General features: G+C 54.8%; 15 protein-coding genes. 9 read left to right on the top strand and 6 right to left on the bottom strand.

Going from position 1 to position 14,281, the window contains the following annotated elements:
- The 5 genes from RBB44_RS25185 to RBB44_RS25165 all read right to left on the bottom strand — a co-directional run.
- A partial coding sequence (locus RBB44_RS25185) for a response regulator (protein ID WP_306150561.1) occupies window positions 1-386 on the bottom strand: 386 nt, incomplete at its 3' end.
- 15 nt (window positions 387-401) lie between these two features.
- Window positions 402-1,430: a HAMP domain-containing sensor histidine kinase gene (locus RBB44_RS25180; protein WP_306150560.1), complete on the bottom strand. Its 1,029-nt coding sequence runs from the start codon at window positions 1,428-1,430 to the stop codon at window positions 402-404.
- Window positions 1,431-1,517: 87 nt separating this feature from the next.
- Window positions 1,518-2,279, bottom strand: a complete 762-nt coding sequence (locus RBB44_RS25175; protein WP_306150559.1) for a cache domain-containing protein — start codon at window positions 2,277-2,279, stop codon at window positions 1,518-1,520.
- Window positions 2,280-2,964: 685 nt separating this feature from the next.
- On the bottom strand, window positions 2,965-3,561 hold the full coding sequence (locus RBB44_RS25170) for a hypothetical protein (protein WP_306150558.1): 597 nt from the start codon (window positions 3,559-3,561) through the stop codon (window positions 2,965-2,967).
- Window positions 3,562-3,907: 346 nt separating this feature from the next.
- On the bottom strand, window positions 3,908-4,558 hold the full coding sequence (locus tag RBB44_RS25165) for a peroxiredoxin (RefSeq protein ID WP_306150557.1): 651 nt from the start codon (window positions 4,556-4,558) through the stop codon (window positions 3,908-3,910).
- A 108-nt stretch (window positions 4,559-4,666) separates the two neighbouring features.
- Here RBB44_RS25165 and RBB44_RS25160 point away from each other — a divergent pair, with 108 nt between their 5' ends.
- On the top strand, window positions 4,667-5,563 hold the full coding sequence (locus RBB44_RS25160) for a hydrogen peroxide-inducible genes activator (RefSeq protein ID WP_306150556.1): 897 nt from the start codon (window positions 4,667-4,669) through the stop codon (window positions 5,561-5,563).
- A 44-nt stretch (window positions 5,564-5,607) separates the two neighbouring features.
- Here RBB44_RS25160 and RBB44_RS25155 read toward each other — a convergent pair whose 3' ends face one another.
- Window positions 5,608-6,063: an Rrf2 family transcriptional regulator gene (locus RBB44_RS25155; RefSeq protein WP_306150555.1), complete on the bottom strand. Its 456-nt coding sequence runs from the start codon at window positions 6,061-6,063 to the stop codon at window positions 5,608-5,610.
- 300 nt (window positions 6,064-6,363) lie between these two features.
- Between RBB44_RS25155 and RBB44_RS25150 the strand changes: the two genes are divergently transcribed.
- The 8 genes from RBB44_RS25150 to RBB44_RS25110 all read left to right on the top strand — a co-directional run.
- Window positions 6,364-7,968, top strand: coding sequence for a cytochrome ubiquinol oxidase subunit I (locus tag RBB44_RS25150; RefSeq protein ID WP_306150554.1), 1,605 nt, complete (start codon window positions 6,364-6,366; stop codon window positions 7,966-7,968).
- A gap of 5 nt (window positions 7,969-7,973) precedes the next feature.
- A complete protein-coding gene (gene cydB / locus RBB44_RS25145) occupies window positions 7,974-9,125 on the top strand; it encodes a cytochrome d ubiquinol oxidase subunit II (RefSeq protein ID WP_306150553.1) in 1,152 nt (383 codons plus the stop codon).
- 17 nt (window positions 9,126-9,142) lie between these two features.
- On the top strand, window positions 9,143-9,298 hold the full coding sequence (gene cydX, locus RBB44_RS25140) for a cytochrome bd-I oxidase subunit CydX (protein WP_306150552.1): 156 nt from the start codon (window positions 9,143-9,145) through the stop codon (window positions 9,296-9,298).
- Complete coding sequence (locus RBB44_RS25135; RefSeq protein WP_306150551.1) at window positions 9,291-10,616, top strand: FAD/NAD(P)-binding oxidoreductase; 1,326 nt, start codon at window positions 9,291-9,293, stop codon at window positions 10,614-10,616. The genes cydX and RBB44_RS25135 overlap by 8 nt, the downstream gene beginning before the upstream one ends.
- A gap of 19 nt (window positions 10,617-10,635) precedes the next feature.
- On the top strand, window positions 10,636-10,995 hold the full coding sequence (locus RBB44_RS25130) for a DUF5368 domain-containing protein (protein ID WP_306150550.1): 360 nt from the start codon (window positions 10,636-10,638) through the stop codon (window positions 10,993-10,995).
- Between the two features lie 7 nt (window positions 10,996-11,002).
- Window positions 11,003-11,992, top strand: a complete 990-nt coding sequence (locus tag RBB44_RS25125) for an SLAC1 anion channel family protein (RefSeq protein ID WP_306150549.1) — start codon at window positions 11,003-11,005, stop codon at window positions 11,990-11,992.
- Window positions 11,993-12,016: 24 nt separating this feature from the next.
- Window positions 12,017-12,457, top strand: coding sequence for a hypothetical protein (locus RBB44_RS25120; RefSeq protein ID WP_306150548.1), 441 nt, complete (start codon window positions 12,017-12,019; stop codon window positions 12,455-12,457).
- 940 nt (window positions 12,458-13,397) lie between these two features.
- Window positions 13,398-14,281, top strand: an 884-nt coding sequence (locus RBB44_RS25110; RefSeq protein ID WP_306150547.1) for a cation:proton antiporter, incomplete at its 3' end; no start/stop codon positions are given.

Raw genomic sequence — 14,281 nt, 5'->3', positions numbered from 1 at the left:
AAGGCATTAAGCTTCGCAAGCATCTTCTTATCGTCGACCGGCTTGCACAGAAAATCATCCATCCCAACGTCTAAGCACTTTTGACGAATTTCATCGTAGTTATGGGCTGAAAAACCAACGATGGGAACACTCGAGATTTCCGAACCGATCTTTCTGATCCGCTGTGTAGCCTCCATTCCGTCCATAACCGGCATTGAAAGATCCATTACGACCAAATCAGGCTTATGTTGCCGGACAAATTCAAGGGCCTTTTTGCCATTTACGACACAACTCACCAAGAAGCCCATTTTCGATAGTTTGTGGTTGAGAACCAGTCGGTTCGTCGCGTTGTCATCGACCACAAGTATATGCTTGCCCTTATTTTCATTTGGTGGAGGTGCTGTCATCGCCTGATTCCAAGATTATCGGTACGTGTCAGGAATTGCGGGTAATTTGAATGAGAATGTCGAACCCAATCCTGGCTTGCTTTCAAACCAGATGTCGCCGCCCAAAAGCTCTATCAGTTGCTTTGAAATAGATAATCCTAAGCCGCTGCCTCCATACTGTCTTGCCAGCGAATTATCGCCTTGATTGAAGGGCTGGAAGAGGTCTTGGCCGACATCCGCCGCGATTCCGATGCCGGTATCGGTGACTGAAAATTCAATCCATGAGTTCCGTTCGTCGTCTACTCGAAGTTCAGCTGAAATGGCCACACTGCCCTCATTTGTGAATTTCACTCCATTTCCAACCAGATTCATCAAAACTTGCTTCAACCTCTGAGGGTCGGTTTGAAATGTCCGTGGAACCTCCGCGGAAATATCGCTGCTCAGTTGAACGCCTTTCCTGGCTGCGTCGGGCCTGAACAGGGTTGCCACGTCGGAAATCACGTCGTGGATATGTGTCGACGCATACAATAGCGTCGTTTTCCCGACCTCCAGTCGGGTAAAGGTCAATACGTCGTCAACGATATTGTTCAAGTGTCGTGCCGAGGCCAAGCAGGTGGTTATAAATAATCTTTGTTCATCGTTGAGTTCGGTGTCCTCCAGGATTTCGAGAGTACCAATCACGCCGGATATGGGTGTTCGCAATTCATGACTGATGGTTGCCAAAAAACTCGACTTGGCCCGGTTTCCTTTTTCGGCCTTTTCCAATGCGGCCGATAGTTGCTCCGACTTTAGTCGCAATTCCCGAACCATTTCATTGAAGGAGTATGCGAGCAGCCGAACCTCGTTTGGTACGCCGGGCCCGGTAAATTCGGCCTTGGCGACCCTGTCACCATTGGCAATTCGATTGGCGACTTTGGAGAGGGAATGGATTGGCTCGGCGAACTTTATGGACAACCACCAAGAAGCAATCCCGCTCAGAAGCAAAGATATGACGGCGATTGATATTCCCGTTAACTGAACCTTTCTGGCATGCGCGATCAGTTCGCTGACAGGCTGCGGAACCATGACTCCCCATCCGGTTTCGGGAACAAAAGTGTGCCCTGCAATTACGTCAGCTTTCAATGGAGGTGCGTAAAAAACGCTTACCCCGGTTTACCGCGCCATCATTTTTTTAACGGCGGGAACGCTGCTTGCATCCTTTGACTGAGACTGCCAATCGCTGTTGGGGTGTGCGATCACCCTGCCAGTTGCGTCGACAATCATCGCGTGCCCCTTGTTGCCGAAGGCAACGGATCTTTGAATGTATTGCAGGTAGTCAGTCGCCATGGGGGCTAATATCAGTCGACCGTTGGAAATGCTCTTGGCGACGAAAAAGTATGGTTCACCAGCGAATCTCTCAATATCGGAAAATACAACCTCGCCTTCGGAGCCTTCTGCAAGAGAACGAATTTCGTTGAGCAGGTCCGGATCGGGTAATTGAGGTCGATCGTTGGACCGCGTGAATGCGACCTGCACTTCATCGTTGAAATCAAGAACTGCGACATATTCCAGGTCGAAATCTTCAAGGCCAATCGATCCAGTCAAGTCTGACCTGCGCTGGTTGAGCGCGCTGGCGTGTAGATCCGCCATCCGAGCAAACATGTTGATTTGGTTTTTGACGTCAAGCACATAACGCGACATCGCCAGCGATAGATTCTTTGCAACAACTAAATGCTTTTCTGCAACTGCGGCATATTCCTTATTCACAGCCGAGCGCTCAATCCAAATCGTAAGTCCTAATAATGGAAGCGACGAGAGCAAGAGCAGCGCCACGAAGAACATGGCTCGGAACCGGTTGCCATGCAGGAAATCATTCACGAATCCAAGTTTGAATTGGAGCACCTTGGGTCGTCCGGTGAATTCTAAGATCGACATTTTCTCTCGCAAATCAGTGACTGCTGGTTTGAGCTGTAATCAAGCAAGTATCGTGCCGATGGATTCTCAGGTTTTGGGACCGGAAATTAGCTTGTTTCAAAGATTGCAAATCTAGAGATTTGCAATTTGGAACTGGATTCGCAAATTGCAAAGGCGCAGTTATGCTGTTTCAAAAAACTCCGACGGATTACCGGTTTCAGAATCAAGTCTGCTTGGTCCGCAGTGCGGCCATTCGTTGAATGCGCAGCAAAAGACCGCTCCCCGTCCATTCTGGCTGTCGCTCCGGCACATCTCACCGCCTTAAGCGGGCCTGGTTTCGAGCTGCATGAGCGTTTCAAGCCCGGCCCGGGGGATCTCCCGTCTTCCAGCACCTTTTGCACCCGCGCGCGGGACTTAGGCAACAAGTATGGCCTGAGGCTGTTTGTGGAGCTCCTGCCTTGACCGCCGCGCGGACCAAGGTGCGACCAATCCGGGCAGTGGGCAAGGTCTGGCGGATCGCTGTTCGGTCGACCGCTGCGCAGCCGGTTGCCGCGATCATCGTTCCTAATGTGTTTGCGGACTTTCCGGACGTTATCCGTCCTCATCAATTGGTGCACACGGCCCTGAGCGGACATTGGAGTCGATTGCGGCGAATGACCGGAACGAGCTCGAGGCACGTCATATTGGGAGACGAACGAAGGTCGACCTACCCATCGCAACCGTTATGGCGTCGCCACATAGTTGGGTCGTGCCCTTCCGGGACTCTGGTGCATGGGTCATCCGAATAGCCGCGCAATACGCTGTATCTTCGGACTTGCTCATCGTTAAGAAGAGCGGGTGTTTCGAGATGTCTCGACAGATGAATCAAACGCAAATTAGCTCTGGCTTCGGCAGCTATAGCTAAGAGCCTCGCGAGCTCTTCTTGCGAAATTTCGGCATCTTCGAAAGCAGCGCTCACGGCTGCTTCGGCTGAAATAAAGCGCTCGCCTGCCGCGATGGCCTCCACTCGCATCTCCTCAAACAACTTGGTAATCGCAGCAACTTGGTTGCTAGAGAGCGCAAGTTCTTCCTGAAGCTCCAGCAGATGGGCTGGGCCGGGAAGACCGTTTAACTCCGCAGGAAGAGCCAGGCCCCAGCCACCACCACGGCGAAGCTCAGCTATGTCTTCATCGGAAAGACTTTTGATCTCCCGTGCCTCGAAACCGGCATAAGGTGTACCACTATGATTGTGCTCGTTATCTTGTGCAACTGTCGACATAGGCATGGCGAGCAAAACAACTGCCGTGAACAAAAGAAACTTCATTAGCGTTCCATTCCAACGAGATCGCGGTTGCGCCATACAAACTAGAGTACCGGCTTTCATGCGCCGCACACAAGCCTGACTTGGCGCAGCCGCAGCGAATGCTAGATTGCCCGTATTAAGGACTAGACTGGACGGAAAGCGGACGTTCTTTGCGATTTCTATGAATGGCTAAAACGTGCCGTAAGTGAATGGTGAATTTTGGCTGTAGGACCAGCATAGCTGCTGTTAGTTCTTAGAACCCTTGCCGAAAATGGCGACATGCAACGGGCATCCAACGTTAGAGTGTTGAATGCCCGCGCTCAAGCATTTGGATTTTATGCCAGCCATGTCTGCGGACGTCGCTTGATTACAGAGCCCGCTTGGAGAAGTACCAGTCGACGTAGTCGTAGCCTTCCCCGGCCCGGGTCTTTGCGAGATCGGCGGTTGCCGGTGGCGGAACTATGACGTTTTGGCCCGGTTGCCAGTTTTCCGGTGTTGCGACCTTGTTGGCGTCGGAGATTTGCAAGGCCTCCACCAGGCGGACGAATTCGGCAACCGAGCGGCCGTTGGTCATTGGATAGTAGGCCATCGCTCTCAAGATGCCGTCCGGGTCGATAATGAAGGTGGCACGAACAGCCGATGTGTCGGATGCGCCAACCTGGATCATGCCGTAAGCATTGGCGACTTGCATGGACAAATCCGCGATGATCGGGAAAGGAATCTCAACATTGAATTTTTCTTCGATGTTCCGCATCCAGGCTATGTGTGCGTAGTGGCTGTCGATGGACAGGCCGAGCAGTGCACAGTTCAACCGGTCGAACTCTGGCTTAGCCTGCGCAAAACCGATAAATTCGGTTGTGCATACGGGCGTGAAGTCGGCCGGATGGGAGAAAAGCACCAGCCATTTTCCACGATAGTCAGACAGGCTGATTTGCCCATGTGTTGTCGGGGCAGTGAACGCTGGGGCTGGCTTGTTCAACTCCGGGAAAGCGGGACGGATTTCAGGGTGGTTCGTCATAGGTTACTCCATCACTTGAGATTGATGGCTTGAACTTGCAGGATTTTGAAAATAAAAAGAAACGAATATAAGGAACTACTGTGATCGACTTTCTCGATTAATCTTCTCATGTATCGACCAAACATCCGGCATTTGGAATTCCTGGCAGCTCTTGATGAAGAGGCGCATTTCGGTCGGGCGGCCGAACGATGCCGCGTGACCCAGTCCACCTTGAGTGTGGGGATCAAGGAGCTGGAGGCAGGGCTTGGTGTCCGTGTTGCGGAACGGACCAAGCGCAGCGTGCAACTCACCCCGGTCGGCCGGGAGTTGGCCCGCCGGGCACGTTCGATCCTGTCCGACGCCCGCGCTTTTGTTGACTATGCGCACAGCCAGAAAGGGCTTTTATCCGGCGATTTCCGGGTCGGTGCCATCCCGACCCTGGCGCCGTACCTCCTGCCAAAGGTTCTACCGGATATTCGGATCCGGTATCCAGACCTGCGCCTGTACCTCCGCGAGGGGGTGACAGATGACTTAATTCCAGCACTTCAAGATGGACAGCTCGACGCCATTTTGATCGCCTTGCCGTATGATTTGGGTGATTTGGCTGTTTTTCCGATGTTTGAAGATGGCTATCAACTCGCAGTGCCGGCATCACACGAGCTGGCTGCTTGCGCGTGCCTTGCCAAGAGCGACCTTTCTCAGCTTGAGATGATGCTTCTGGAAAAGGGGCATTGCTTACAAAGACATGCGTTGTCTGCGTTTGGCAACGACGGACCGGCACAGGACCACAGTTTCGAGGCAACGAGCCTGCCTACCCTTGTTGCGATGGTGGCAGAAGGGCTTGGGACGACGTTGCTCCCGGATCTGGCGATCCGCGCAGGTGTCACGCACGGATATGATGTCAGGCTTGTGCCGTTAGAAGGTGCCTTGCCCCGGACAGTCGCGCTTGCCTGCCGAAGGCAGTCTTCCCGGAAACAGGATATTGCGAGCTTGGCAGAGGTGATGACGGAAGCCTCTGGCCCGTAAAGCTCTCAGTGAAGCTGTTTGAATGCTGCGCATCTGTGTAGCACTCAGGCCATGGCTCCTGCTTGTGGCTCAAGGACCAGCAGATCGGCAAGCGCGGAGTTCCCGCCCACAAGGTCTTCCAGTGTAAGCCCGTCGAGCGCGCCATAAAAAGCTCCGAGGGCGACGGACAGGGCCGATTTAAGACGGCAGGCCGGTGTCAATGGGCAAGTGTTTTGCGTGCCTTGAAAACACTCGGCGAAGGCTGTGGTATCTTCGAAAGCCCGGATCACCTCACCGACATTGATTTCCGAAGCGGTCCGCGCCAGCAAGATCCCCCCACCGCGGCCGCGTGTTGTTTTCAGATATCCCTTTTGTGACAAGAGGTTCACCACCTGGGCGATATGGGTTTCCTTGGCATGACAGGCTCTGGAGATCTCACCCTTTGTGACGACCTTTTGCGGATGAACCCCGCAGAACATAAGGGTCCGCATGGCCAGATTTGTTCTTGTCGTCAAGCGCATGGTTTCGCCCTCTCTTTAATGCATAAACTGGATACATCTTTTCTTGTTCTTTCGCAAATCTCAGAGGTGTTGGAGACACTGACGCTCATGGACAGCAATACTCCGGTCTATGCTCCGTCCAGGAAATTTCTGTCAGAATGAAATAAGTATATTAAAAACAATTCAGTAAGTGAGCATGCGTCAATTTCGCGCAATATTTTCATATTTATGAATGTTTTTACGTATAGCCAAATTTTTCAGTGAGTGATAGCAAAGCTCTTAAAGGTGTATTTGAGATACATATTCAAGCGGAGCCTTTCTATGGAACTCGATGTTGTCGAGCTGTCGCGCCTGCAATTTGCGATGACAGCCATGTATCACTTCCTGTTCGTGCCCTTGACTCTTGGTCTTTCGATCCTCGTCGCCATCATGGAGACGGTCTATGTCATGACCAACCGTCCTATCTGGCGGCAGATGACCAAGTTCTGGGGCACCTTGTTCGGGATCAACTTCGTTCTGGGCGTTGCGACCGGGATCACGATGGAATTCCAGTTCGGCATGAACTGGAGCTATTACAGCCACTATGTCGGGGACGTATTCGGAGCGCCGCTGGCCGTTGAGGGGCTGATGGCCTTCTTCTTGGAAGCGACCTTTGTCGGCCTGTTCTTTTTTGGATGGGACAAGCTGTCCAAGGTCGGTCATCTGACGGTCACGTGGCTGGTCGCGATCGGGTCCAATTTTTCCGCGCTTTGGATTCTGATCGCCAACGGCTGGATGCAGAATCCGGTCGGCGCTCAGTTCAATCCGCTGTCCATGCGGATGGAGATGAAGAGTTTTTACGATGTTGTCTTCAACGAAGTGGCACAGGCGAAATTCGTGCACACGGTGTCGGCCGGTTATGTGACGGCCGCCGTCTTCGTGTTGGGTGTCTCTGCCTGGTATTTGCTGAAAGACCGTCATACGGAGTTGGCTCGCCGGTCGATCGCCGTGGCCGCGAGTTTCGGTCTGGCCTCGGCACTGTCGGTGGTCGTACTGGGTGATGAGAGCGGCTATTCGGTTACCCATTCCCAGAAAATGAAGCTCGCCGCCATTGAGGCCATGTGGGAGACGGAGCCAGCGCCCGCGTCGTTCACGGCCTTCGGTTTTCCGGACCAAGAGGCGCGCGAAACACATTATGCGCTCCATGTCCCTTATGCGATGGGATTGATCGGAACACGCTCACTCACTGAAGAAATTCCGGGAATTGCCGAGCTTGTCGAGGACGCAGAGGTGCGCATCCGCTCTGGCATCAAGGCCTATGATGCGCTCATGGACATCCGCAAGGATCCGACCCAAGCACCGGCAGACGCGACTGCCCTGTTCGAGCAGCACGGCAAAGATCTCGGTTTCGCCTATCTGCTGAAACGCTATGTGGATGATCCGCGGGATGCCACCGCAGCCGACATTGCCAAGGCGGCTGAAGATACGGTGCCGACTGTCTGGCCGCTGTTCTGGGCCTTCCGCATCATGGTCGGTCTCGGTTTCGCCTTCATCGGTGTCATGGCCTATTTCTTCTATGTAGCAAGCTTCAAGAAGATGACCTTTCCGCGCCCTGCGCTTTATCTGGCCGTCATCATGATCCCGGCGCCCTGGATTGCGGCGGAACTCGGCTGGTTCGTTGCCGAATATGGCCGTCAGCCCTGGACTGTGGACGGTGTTCTGCCGACGGCGCTCTCCGTCTCGCACCTGAGCATCACACAGGTCGCCATGACGCTTGCCGGCTTCATTGCCCTCTACAGCGTTCTCTTCCTGATCGAGATGGGTCTGATGATCAAATACATCCGCAAGGGACCTTATCTCGACGTGCCGGAAATGGCAGCGGTCGCTGGTTCCGCCCCTTCAGCTTCACGGTCTGCTCCGGCAGCCGGTCTCCAGCCTGCGGAGTAAGTTCCATGATCTTGCACGAACTCATCGATTTCGAAGTCCTGCGTGTCATCTGGTGGCTGTTGCTGGGTGTGCTGTTGATCGGCTTTGCCCTGACTGATGGCTTTGACATGGGGGTGGGCGCCCTGCTTCCCTTCGTTGCGAAGACCGACCTCGAGCGCCGGGTGGCCATCAATACCGTCGGCCCGGTCTGGGAAGGCAATCAGGTCTGGTTCATCCTTGGGGGTGGCGCGATTTTCGCCGCCTGGCCGCCGCTCTATGCGGTGAGCTTTTCCGGATTTTACATGGCGATGTTCCTTGTGCTCGCCGCCCTCATCTTGCGGCCGGTCGCCTTCAAGTACCGATCCAAACGCGATGACGCGCGGTGGCGGCAGACGTGGGATTGGGCCTTGTTCATTGGCGGTGCGGTGCCGGCGCTTATTTTTGGCGTGGCCGTCGGCAATGTCCTGCAGGGCGTGCCCTTCCGGTTCACCGAGGATCTGATGCCATTCTATGAGGGCTCTTTCTTTGGACTTCTCAATCCATTTGCGCTTCTGACCGGGCTTACATCGTTGGCCATGCTGATCATGCATGGTGGGGCCTGGCTGTCGCTCAAGGCCGACGGTGTCGTTGCCGGGCGGGCGCGTGTTTATGGCAGCTACGCGGCAGCCGGGTCTTTGCTCGGCTTTCTCCTCGCCGGTCTGTGGTTGGCCATCGGGTTGGACGGCTATGCGTTTACAAGCCCCAGCGTGACGGATGGCCCGTCCAACCCGCTCTTTTCCGATGTTGCAAAAGGGGGCAGCTGGCTTGCCGCCTACGCTGTCAGGCCCTGGATCATAATCGCACCTGTTCTTGGAATTGTCGGCGCGGCCCTGACCTTTCTGGGTCTGCGGGCTGGCCGGGAAGTCTCGACCCTGCTCACATCCAAGCTTGCGATCCTTGGCATGATCTCAACCGTCGGACTGACGATGTTTCCGTTCATTCTGCCGTCATCAATTGACCCGAACTCCTCGCTCACGGTTTGGGACAGCTCATCATCACACCTGACCTTATTTGTCATGCTGGTGGCGACGGTGATCTTCATGCCGCTGATCCTGGCCTACACCGCGTGGGTCTACAAGGTGCTGTGGGGCAAGGTCACGGAGGAAGATGTGCGGTCGAACACGGACACCGTTTACTAAATAAGGAGGATAAAACGATGTGGTATTTTGCTTGGATATTGGGGTTGTTCGCTGCCGCCATGTTCGCCGTCGTAAACGCGATGTGGCTTGAGCTGCAACAAGACAATGCCGTCTTCGCCAACGCTCGGTCAAAGGGTGCGTCCTCCGCTGATGGGAGGCTGCATCATGGATAAGACTACGATCGATCGGCGAAATTTTCTAAAGCTCACCGCGCTCAGTGCCGGTGCTGCGGGCACCGGAGCTGGTTTGACGGCCAAACCCGCGTCTGCCGCTCCGGTTGAGACGAGCGCCAAGATCCTCATTCTTGGGGCTGGCGCCGCCGGGACAGCGCTGGCCAACCGGCTGTCGGACCGGCTCAATGGGGCTGAGATCACGCTGCTCGATCCGCGTCAGGATCACTACTATCAGCCCGGCTATACGCTGATTGCTGCCGGTCTCAAGCCATCCGGCTACTCCGTAACCAAGACGTCAGATTGGCTGCCCCGGTCAGTGAAATGGATTGCGGAAAGCGCCGCGGAGATCGACCCGGATACCAAAACGGTTACGACGACCAGTGGAACGATACTCGACTATGACTATCTGGTTGTCGCGACCGGTCTCAAGCTTGATTACGATGCCATCGACGGCATGTCACTGGATCTGATCGGCACAAACGGCATCGGCTCCGTGTATGCCGGGCCGGAGTACGCCGCCAAAACCTGGGCAGCGATGGACCGCTTTACCGATGAAGGCGGCACCGGGTTGTTTACGCGTCCGGCAACAGAAATGAAGTGCGCCGGTGCGCCGCTCAAATACACCTTCCTGACGGACGACTACGCGCGGCGCAAGGGCAATCGCGGCAAGGTCGAGATGCTCTATGCCGCCCACAGCGGAAGCTTTTTCTCTGTTCCCATCGTGAATGAGAAGGTGCGGATGCTGTATGACGAGCGCGGGGTCAAGAGTGTCTACAATCACGTGATGACAGCCATTGATCCGGGCCGAAAGGTCGCGACCTTCCAGACCCCCGACGGCCCTCAAGAAATCGGCTTTGATTTCACCAATGTGATCCCGCCCATGCGCGCTCACGATGTGGTCAAAAAGAGTCCGCTGTCTTGGAAGACGGGTAAGTGGGTCGCAGAAGGCTGGGTAGAGGTCGACAAGGCAACCTTGCGCCATTCCCACTATTCGGAGGTCTTTGCTGTCGGCGATGTGGCGGGTGTGCCCAAGGGCAAGACCGCGGCCAGCGTCAAATGGCAGGTTCCTGTTGTCGAGGATCACCTTGTGGCGCAGATCCAGGGCAAGGAGGGCACGGAAGCCTATAACGGTTACACCTCCTGTCCGCTGATCACCAAGATCGGCCGGGCCATGCTGGTGGAGTTCGATTACCAGAATAATCTCACACCGTCTTTTCCGGGCCTCATCGCACCGTTGGAAGAGCTATGGGTTTCCTGGCTCATGAAGGAGGTTGCTTTAAAGGCGACCTACAACGCCATGCTGCGCGGCCGCGCTTAAGACAAGGAAGGAGCTCCCCATGAAAGAACTTTCTCCCGGTATGATGATCGCGGTTTTCGAAGAGATCTTCGGGCCGTATTTGTTCTGGGCCATGGTCGCAGTCGCCGCTGTCATCACAATCGCCTATTTCTATGTCCTGATCCGCGACCGGTCGATGTCCATGCGCAAGTTTCTTCTTGCACAACTGTCGATGCCTGTCGGGGCTGTGGCCGCGATCTGGTTTGTGCAGGTGATGACCCATTCGGGCATGAGCGACCTTGGTGGACCGATCGACGTGATTGTCTATCTCGCCGTCGGGGCGGTTGGCGCTATCGGAATGGCTATCCTGGTCTACACGCTTCAGTCTCTGATCCTTGGTAAACCTCAGCCGCGCTGGTGAGGCGACCATGATCACCGCCACCCCTGACACCCAGGCTGCTGACGGGGTCTTGAACCGTCTGGAGCACTACCCGGTCACCTTTTTTGCTATCGGCATGGGCCTGTTGGGCTTGACCCTGGCCTTGCGCGGCGCAGAGCGCGCGTGGGGCCTTACACTGCCGCTACCCGAAATTGCGCTGCTTGTCTCAAGTCTGCTGCTTGCGGTTGTTGCGGCAGGCTATCTGGCCAAGGCAATTCGCATGCCGTCGGCTGTGATCGCCGAGTGGCACCACCCCGTCAAGATTGCTTTCTTTCCAGCCATCTCAATCTCGATGATCTTGTTGGCGACCGCGCTCCTGCCGCTTTTTCCGGACACGGCCGAAGCGGTCTGGCTGATTGGCGTGAGTGTGCAAGGGGGGCTGTCGCTGGCCGTGATCGGCAGTTGGATCAGCCGCCGATCCTTCCAGACCCCGCATTTGTCCCCGGCCTGGTTCATCCCGGCGGTCGGGAATGTGCTGGTGCCGGTGGCTGGGGTCGAACTTGGCTACGTCGACCTGTCGTGGCTGTTCTTCTCGGCGGGCCTTGTGTTCTGGCTGGTGCTTTTGACCCTGGTCATGAACCGCCTGGTTTTTCATGATCCCTTGCCCGGGCGGCTTGTGCCGACGCTGACCATCCTGATTGCCCCTCCGGCGGTCGCCTACGTGGCATGGAGCCGTCTGGTGCCGGATCCGGGGCCGTTCGGACAGATCCTTCTCAGCTTGGGTTATGTTTTTTTCCTGATTGTCGTGACGCAGGCGCAGCGGTTCCGAGACATCCCGTTTGCCCTGTCGTGGTGGGCTTTGTCCTTCCCTGTTGCCGCCTTGTCGATCGCGAGCTTCGTCCATGCCGAGGAGACAGGATCAGCCGCCTACCGCGTGCTCGGAACCCTGGTGCTCGTTCTGCTCGTTACGATCATTACGCTTCTTTTGGTGCGCACAGGCAAAGCGATCGCCCGCAAAGAAATCTGCTTGCCGGAATAATCTATCTTTGAAAAGGAGAAACCGATGAAACTGAAAACTCTTGCAACCGCTCTTGCAGGAAGCGTCCTGCTTGCTCTTGCACCGGTCAAGGCCGAGGAGCCAGACAAACTGGTGACGATCCTGACCGCGCCCGAGCCGCAAACGCAACTGATGGCCATGGTGCTGACCATGCAGTCAATCCAGCAAGACAAATCTGCCCAGATCCTGTTGTGTGGCCCAGCTGGCGATTTGGCCCTCAAGGACGCCCCCGCAAGCGCGACAACCGGTCAGGCACCGAAAGACATGAGCCCGCAGGGTCTGATGCAGAAGATCATGCAAGCCGGTGGCAAAGTTGAGGTCTGCGCGATCTACCTTCCCAATAAAGGAGCTGGTTCAGAAGCGCTGCTGGACGGGATCAGCGTCGCAAAACCGCCCGCAATGGCCGCTGCCATTATGGCTGATAACACGCGGGTCATGTCGTTTTAGACTTTCATTGAAGGCCGGTTCAACCGACGAAGGCAAGCTCCAGCACTTAGTGGAAAGCGGACATTCCTTTTATTTCAAAAGAATGTCCGCTCAAGGCCGGAAGTGCTGAACAATGACTCTGGGGCAAGCGTCTGAAAAGTCTGAAATACATTTGGAAAGCTCACCCAAGAAAACGGCTGCGCATTATTCAGTCGAGCGCATGACCGTGGTCGGGTTTGACCTGGAAAGACGATGGCATATCCGAATGGATGTTCGGCACACACTTCTCGATCGACGAGCAGCGGAACCGCGCGGATGAAGCGCCTTCTCGACCGAACGGGGCAAGCTGCAGGTATTGGCGGCTGGGAAATCGACCTAGAGACAGATAAACTGCTCTGGACTTAAGAGACGCGGCGGATCTATGGTGTGGGAAACGACTATTGTCCGAGTGTCTCGGAGTAGATCGCGTTCTACGCTCCGGAGGCCCGGAAGACGATCACAAAGGCGGTGGAAAAGCGTCTCGATGACGATAGGCCCTGGGACTTCGAACTGCCTTTTGACAGGGCAACGGGAGAAAGAATCTATGTCTGTGCGCACGGCGAGGCCGTATTTCAGAATGGACAGGCGACTCTTCTTTTCGGGGCCCCGAAGGAAATCCTGAAGGAAGCACTGGAAAAGTGCCGCTCAAAAAACAGAGCTTGCTTGCGCAATCGCTGAGACTGGACGTTTTCCGTTCCATTTTACACGAGCGGTTGAACAGAAGCAAGAACAGTCCCCGGACTGGCTTCCGTTCGTTGGATTGTCGGAATCTAAAGTCCTGCTAGATCGGCCAGCGTTTTCGGGTCAATACCAAGGAGCACTCTGGCGGATTGAATTTGCGAAGAGGTGATCATATAGCAACCTCAATATCAATAAATTAATGCATATTACATCAATTAATATGCCTCAATTATGAGTATCGGTGCTCGGTCTGGATAAAGCATATCAAATGCAATTTGACCAACTTCTGGTAACACTTGGTGTTGTCTTCCTCGCGGGATTGGCAGCGGATCAGCTCGGCCGAATGACGCGTTTTCCTCGCGTCACCATGCTGATCTTGCTCGGTGTAATGGCCGGAAACACCGGTTTCGGACTACTGCCGAACTATATCGCGAATTGGTTTGATGAGCTTGCAGTCATTGCTTTAACGATGGTGGCCTTCCTGCTCGGAAACTCTTTAACGAAGAATACCCTTGCGCAGCATGGGCGCGCGATTCTAGCGATCTCGCTTTCGATCGTTGTGTGCACCCTTGTTATTGTCTCGTTCGGCTTGACGGCAATCGGCTTACCTATAGGACTATCTGTGCTGCTTGCCGCGCTTGCAACGGCGACTGACCCAGCAGCCGTAGCCGACGTTGTCCGGCAATCTGGTCTCCGCGGTGGGTTCGTCGATTCTATTAAAGGGATCGTTGCGATTGATGACGCTTGGGGGTTGATTTTCTTCAGTTTTGCATTGGTTCTGGTTAGCCATGCAAATGGGTGGCCCGATTTCATTGCAAGAGCTTCTTGGGACCTCGGAGGCGCAGCAATGTTAGGCTGTGTGATTGGATTTCCATCGGCTTTTCTGACTGGGCGTCTGAAGCCTGGTGAACCGATGCAAGCAGAGGCAATCGGGATTGTGTTTCTTACGGCCGGTCTTGCACTTTTATTAGAGGTATCTTTTCTAATCACCGGAATGACTGTAGGAGCAATTATTGCAAATTTTGCGCGTCATCATGATCGACCCTTTTATGAAATCGAACACATTCAGTGGCCCTTTATGATTTTATTCTTCTTGCTCGCCGGGGCTACACTAGAGTTCGAGGC

The sequence above is a fragment of the Roseibium sp. MMSF_3247 genome (assembly GCF_030733765.1).
In the GTDB taxonomy this organism is placed as follows: domain Bacteria; phylum Pseudomonadota; class Alphaproteobacteria; order Rhizobiales; family Stappiaceae; genus Roseibium.
Note: the sequence above shows the minus strand (reverse complement) of the source record. Positions and strands in the feature narration are given on the sequence as shown.

What these genes read in the sequence shown, in the direction of transcription:
- RBB44_RS25165 (WP_306150557.1), bottom strand. Translation starts at nt 4,558, where the DNA reads ATGACGAACCACCCTGAAATCCGTCCCGCTTTCCCGGAGTTGAACAAG.
- RBB44_RS25155 (WP_306150555.1), bottom strand. Translation starts at nt 6,063, where the DNA reads ATGCGCTTGACGACAAGAACAAATCTGGCCATGCGGACCCTTATGTTC.
- cydX (WP_306150552.1), top strand. Translation starts at nt 9,143, where the DNA reads ATGTGGTATTTTGCTTGGATATTGGGGTTGTTCGCTGCCGCCATGTTC.
- RBB44_RS25125 (WP_306150549.1), top strand. Translation starts at nt 11,003, where the DNA reads ATGATCACCGCCACCCCTGACACCCAGGCTGCTGACGGGGTCTTGAAC.
- RBB44_RS25130 (WP_306150550.1), top strand. Translation starts at nt 10,636, where the DNA reads ATGAAAGAACTTTCTCCCGGTATGATGATCGCGGTTTTCGAAGAGATC.
- RBB44_RS25135 (WP_306150551.1), top strand. Translation starts at nt 9,291, where the DNA reads ATGGATAAGACTACGATCGATCGGCGAAATTTTCTAAAGCTCACCGCG.
- cydB (WP_306150553.1), top strand. Translation starts at nt 7,974, where the DNA reads ATGATCTTGCACGAACTCATCGATTTCGAAGTCCTGCGTGTCATCTGG.
- RBB44_RS25170 (WP_306150558.1), bottom strand. Translation starts at nt 3,561, where the DNA reads ATGAAGTTTCTTTTGTTCACGGCAGTTGTTTTGCTCGCCATGCCTATG.
- RBB44_RS25175 (WP_306150559.1), bottom strand. Translation starts at nt 2,279, where the DNA reads ATGTCGATCTTAGAATTCACCGGACGACCCAAGGTGCTCCAATTCAAA.
- RBB44_RS25180 (WP_306150560.1), bottom strand. Translation starts at nt 1,430, where the DNA reads ATGGTTCCGCAGCCTGTCAGCGAACTGATCGCGCATGCCAGAAAGGTT.
- RBB44_RS25120 (WP_306150548.1), top strand. Translation starts at nt 12,017, where the DNA reads ATGAAACTGAAAACTCTTGCAACCGCTCTTGCAGGAAGCGTCCTGCTT.
- RBB44_RS25160 (WP_306150556.1), top strand. Translation starts at nt 4,667, where the DNA reads ATGTATCGACCAAACATCCGGCATTTGGAATTCCTGGCAGCTCTTGAT.
- RBB44_RS25150 (WP_306150554.1), top strand. Translation starts at nt 6,364, where the DNA reads ATGGAACTCGATGTTGTCGAGCTGTCGCGCCTGCAATTTGCGATGACA.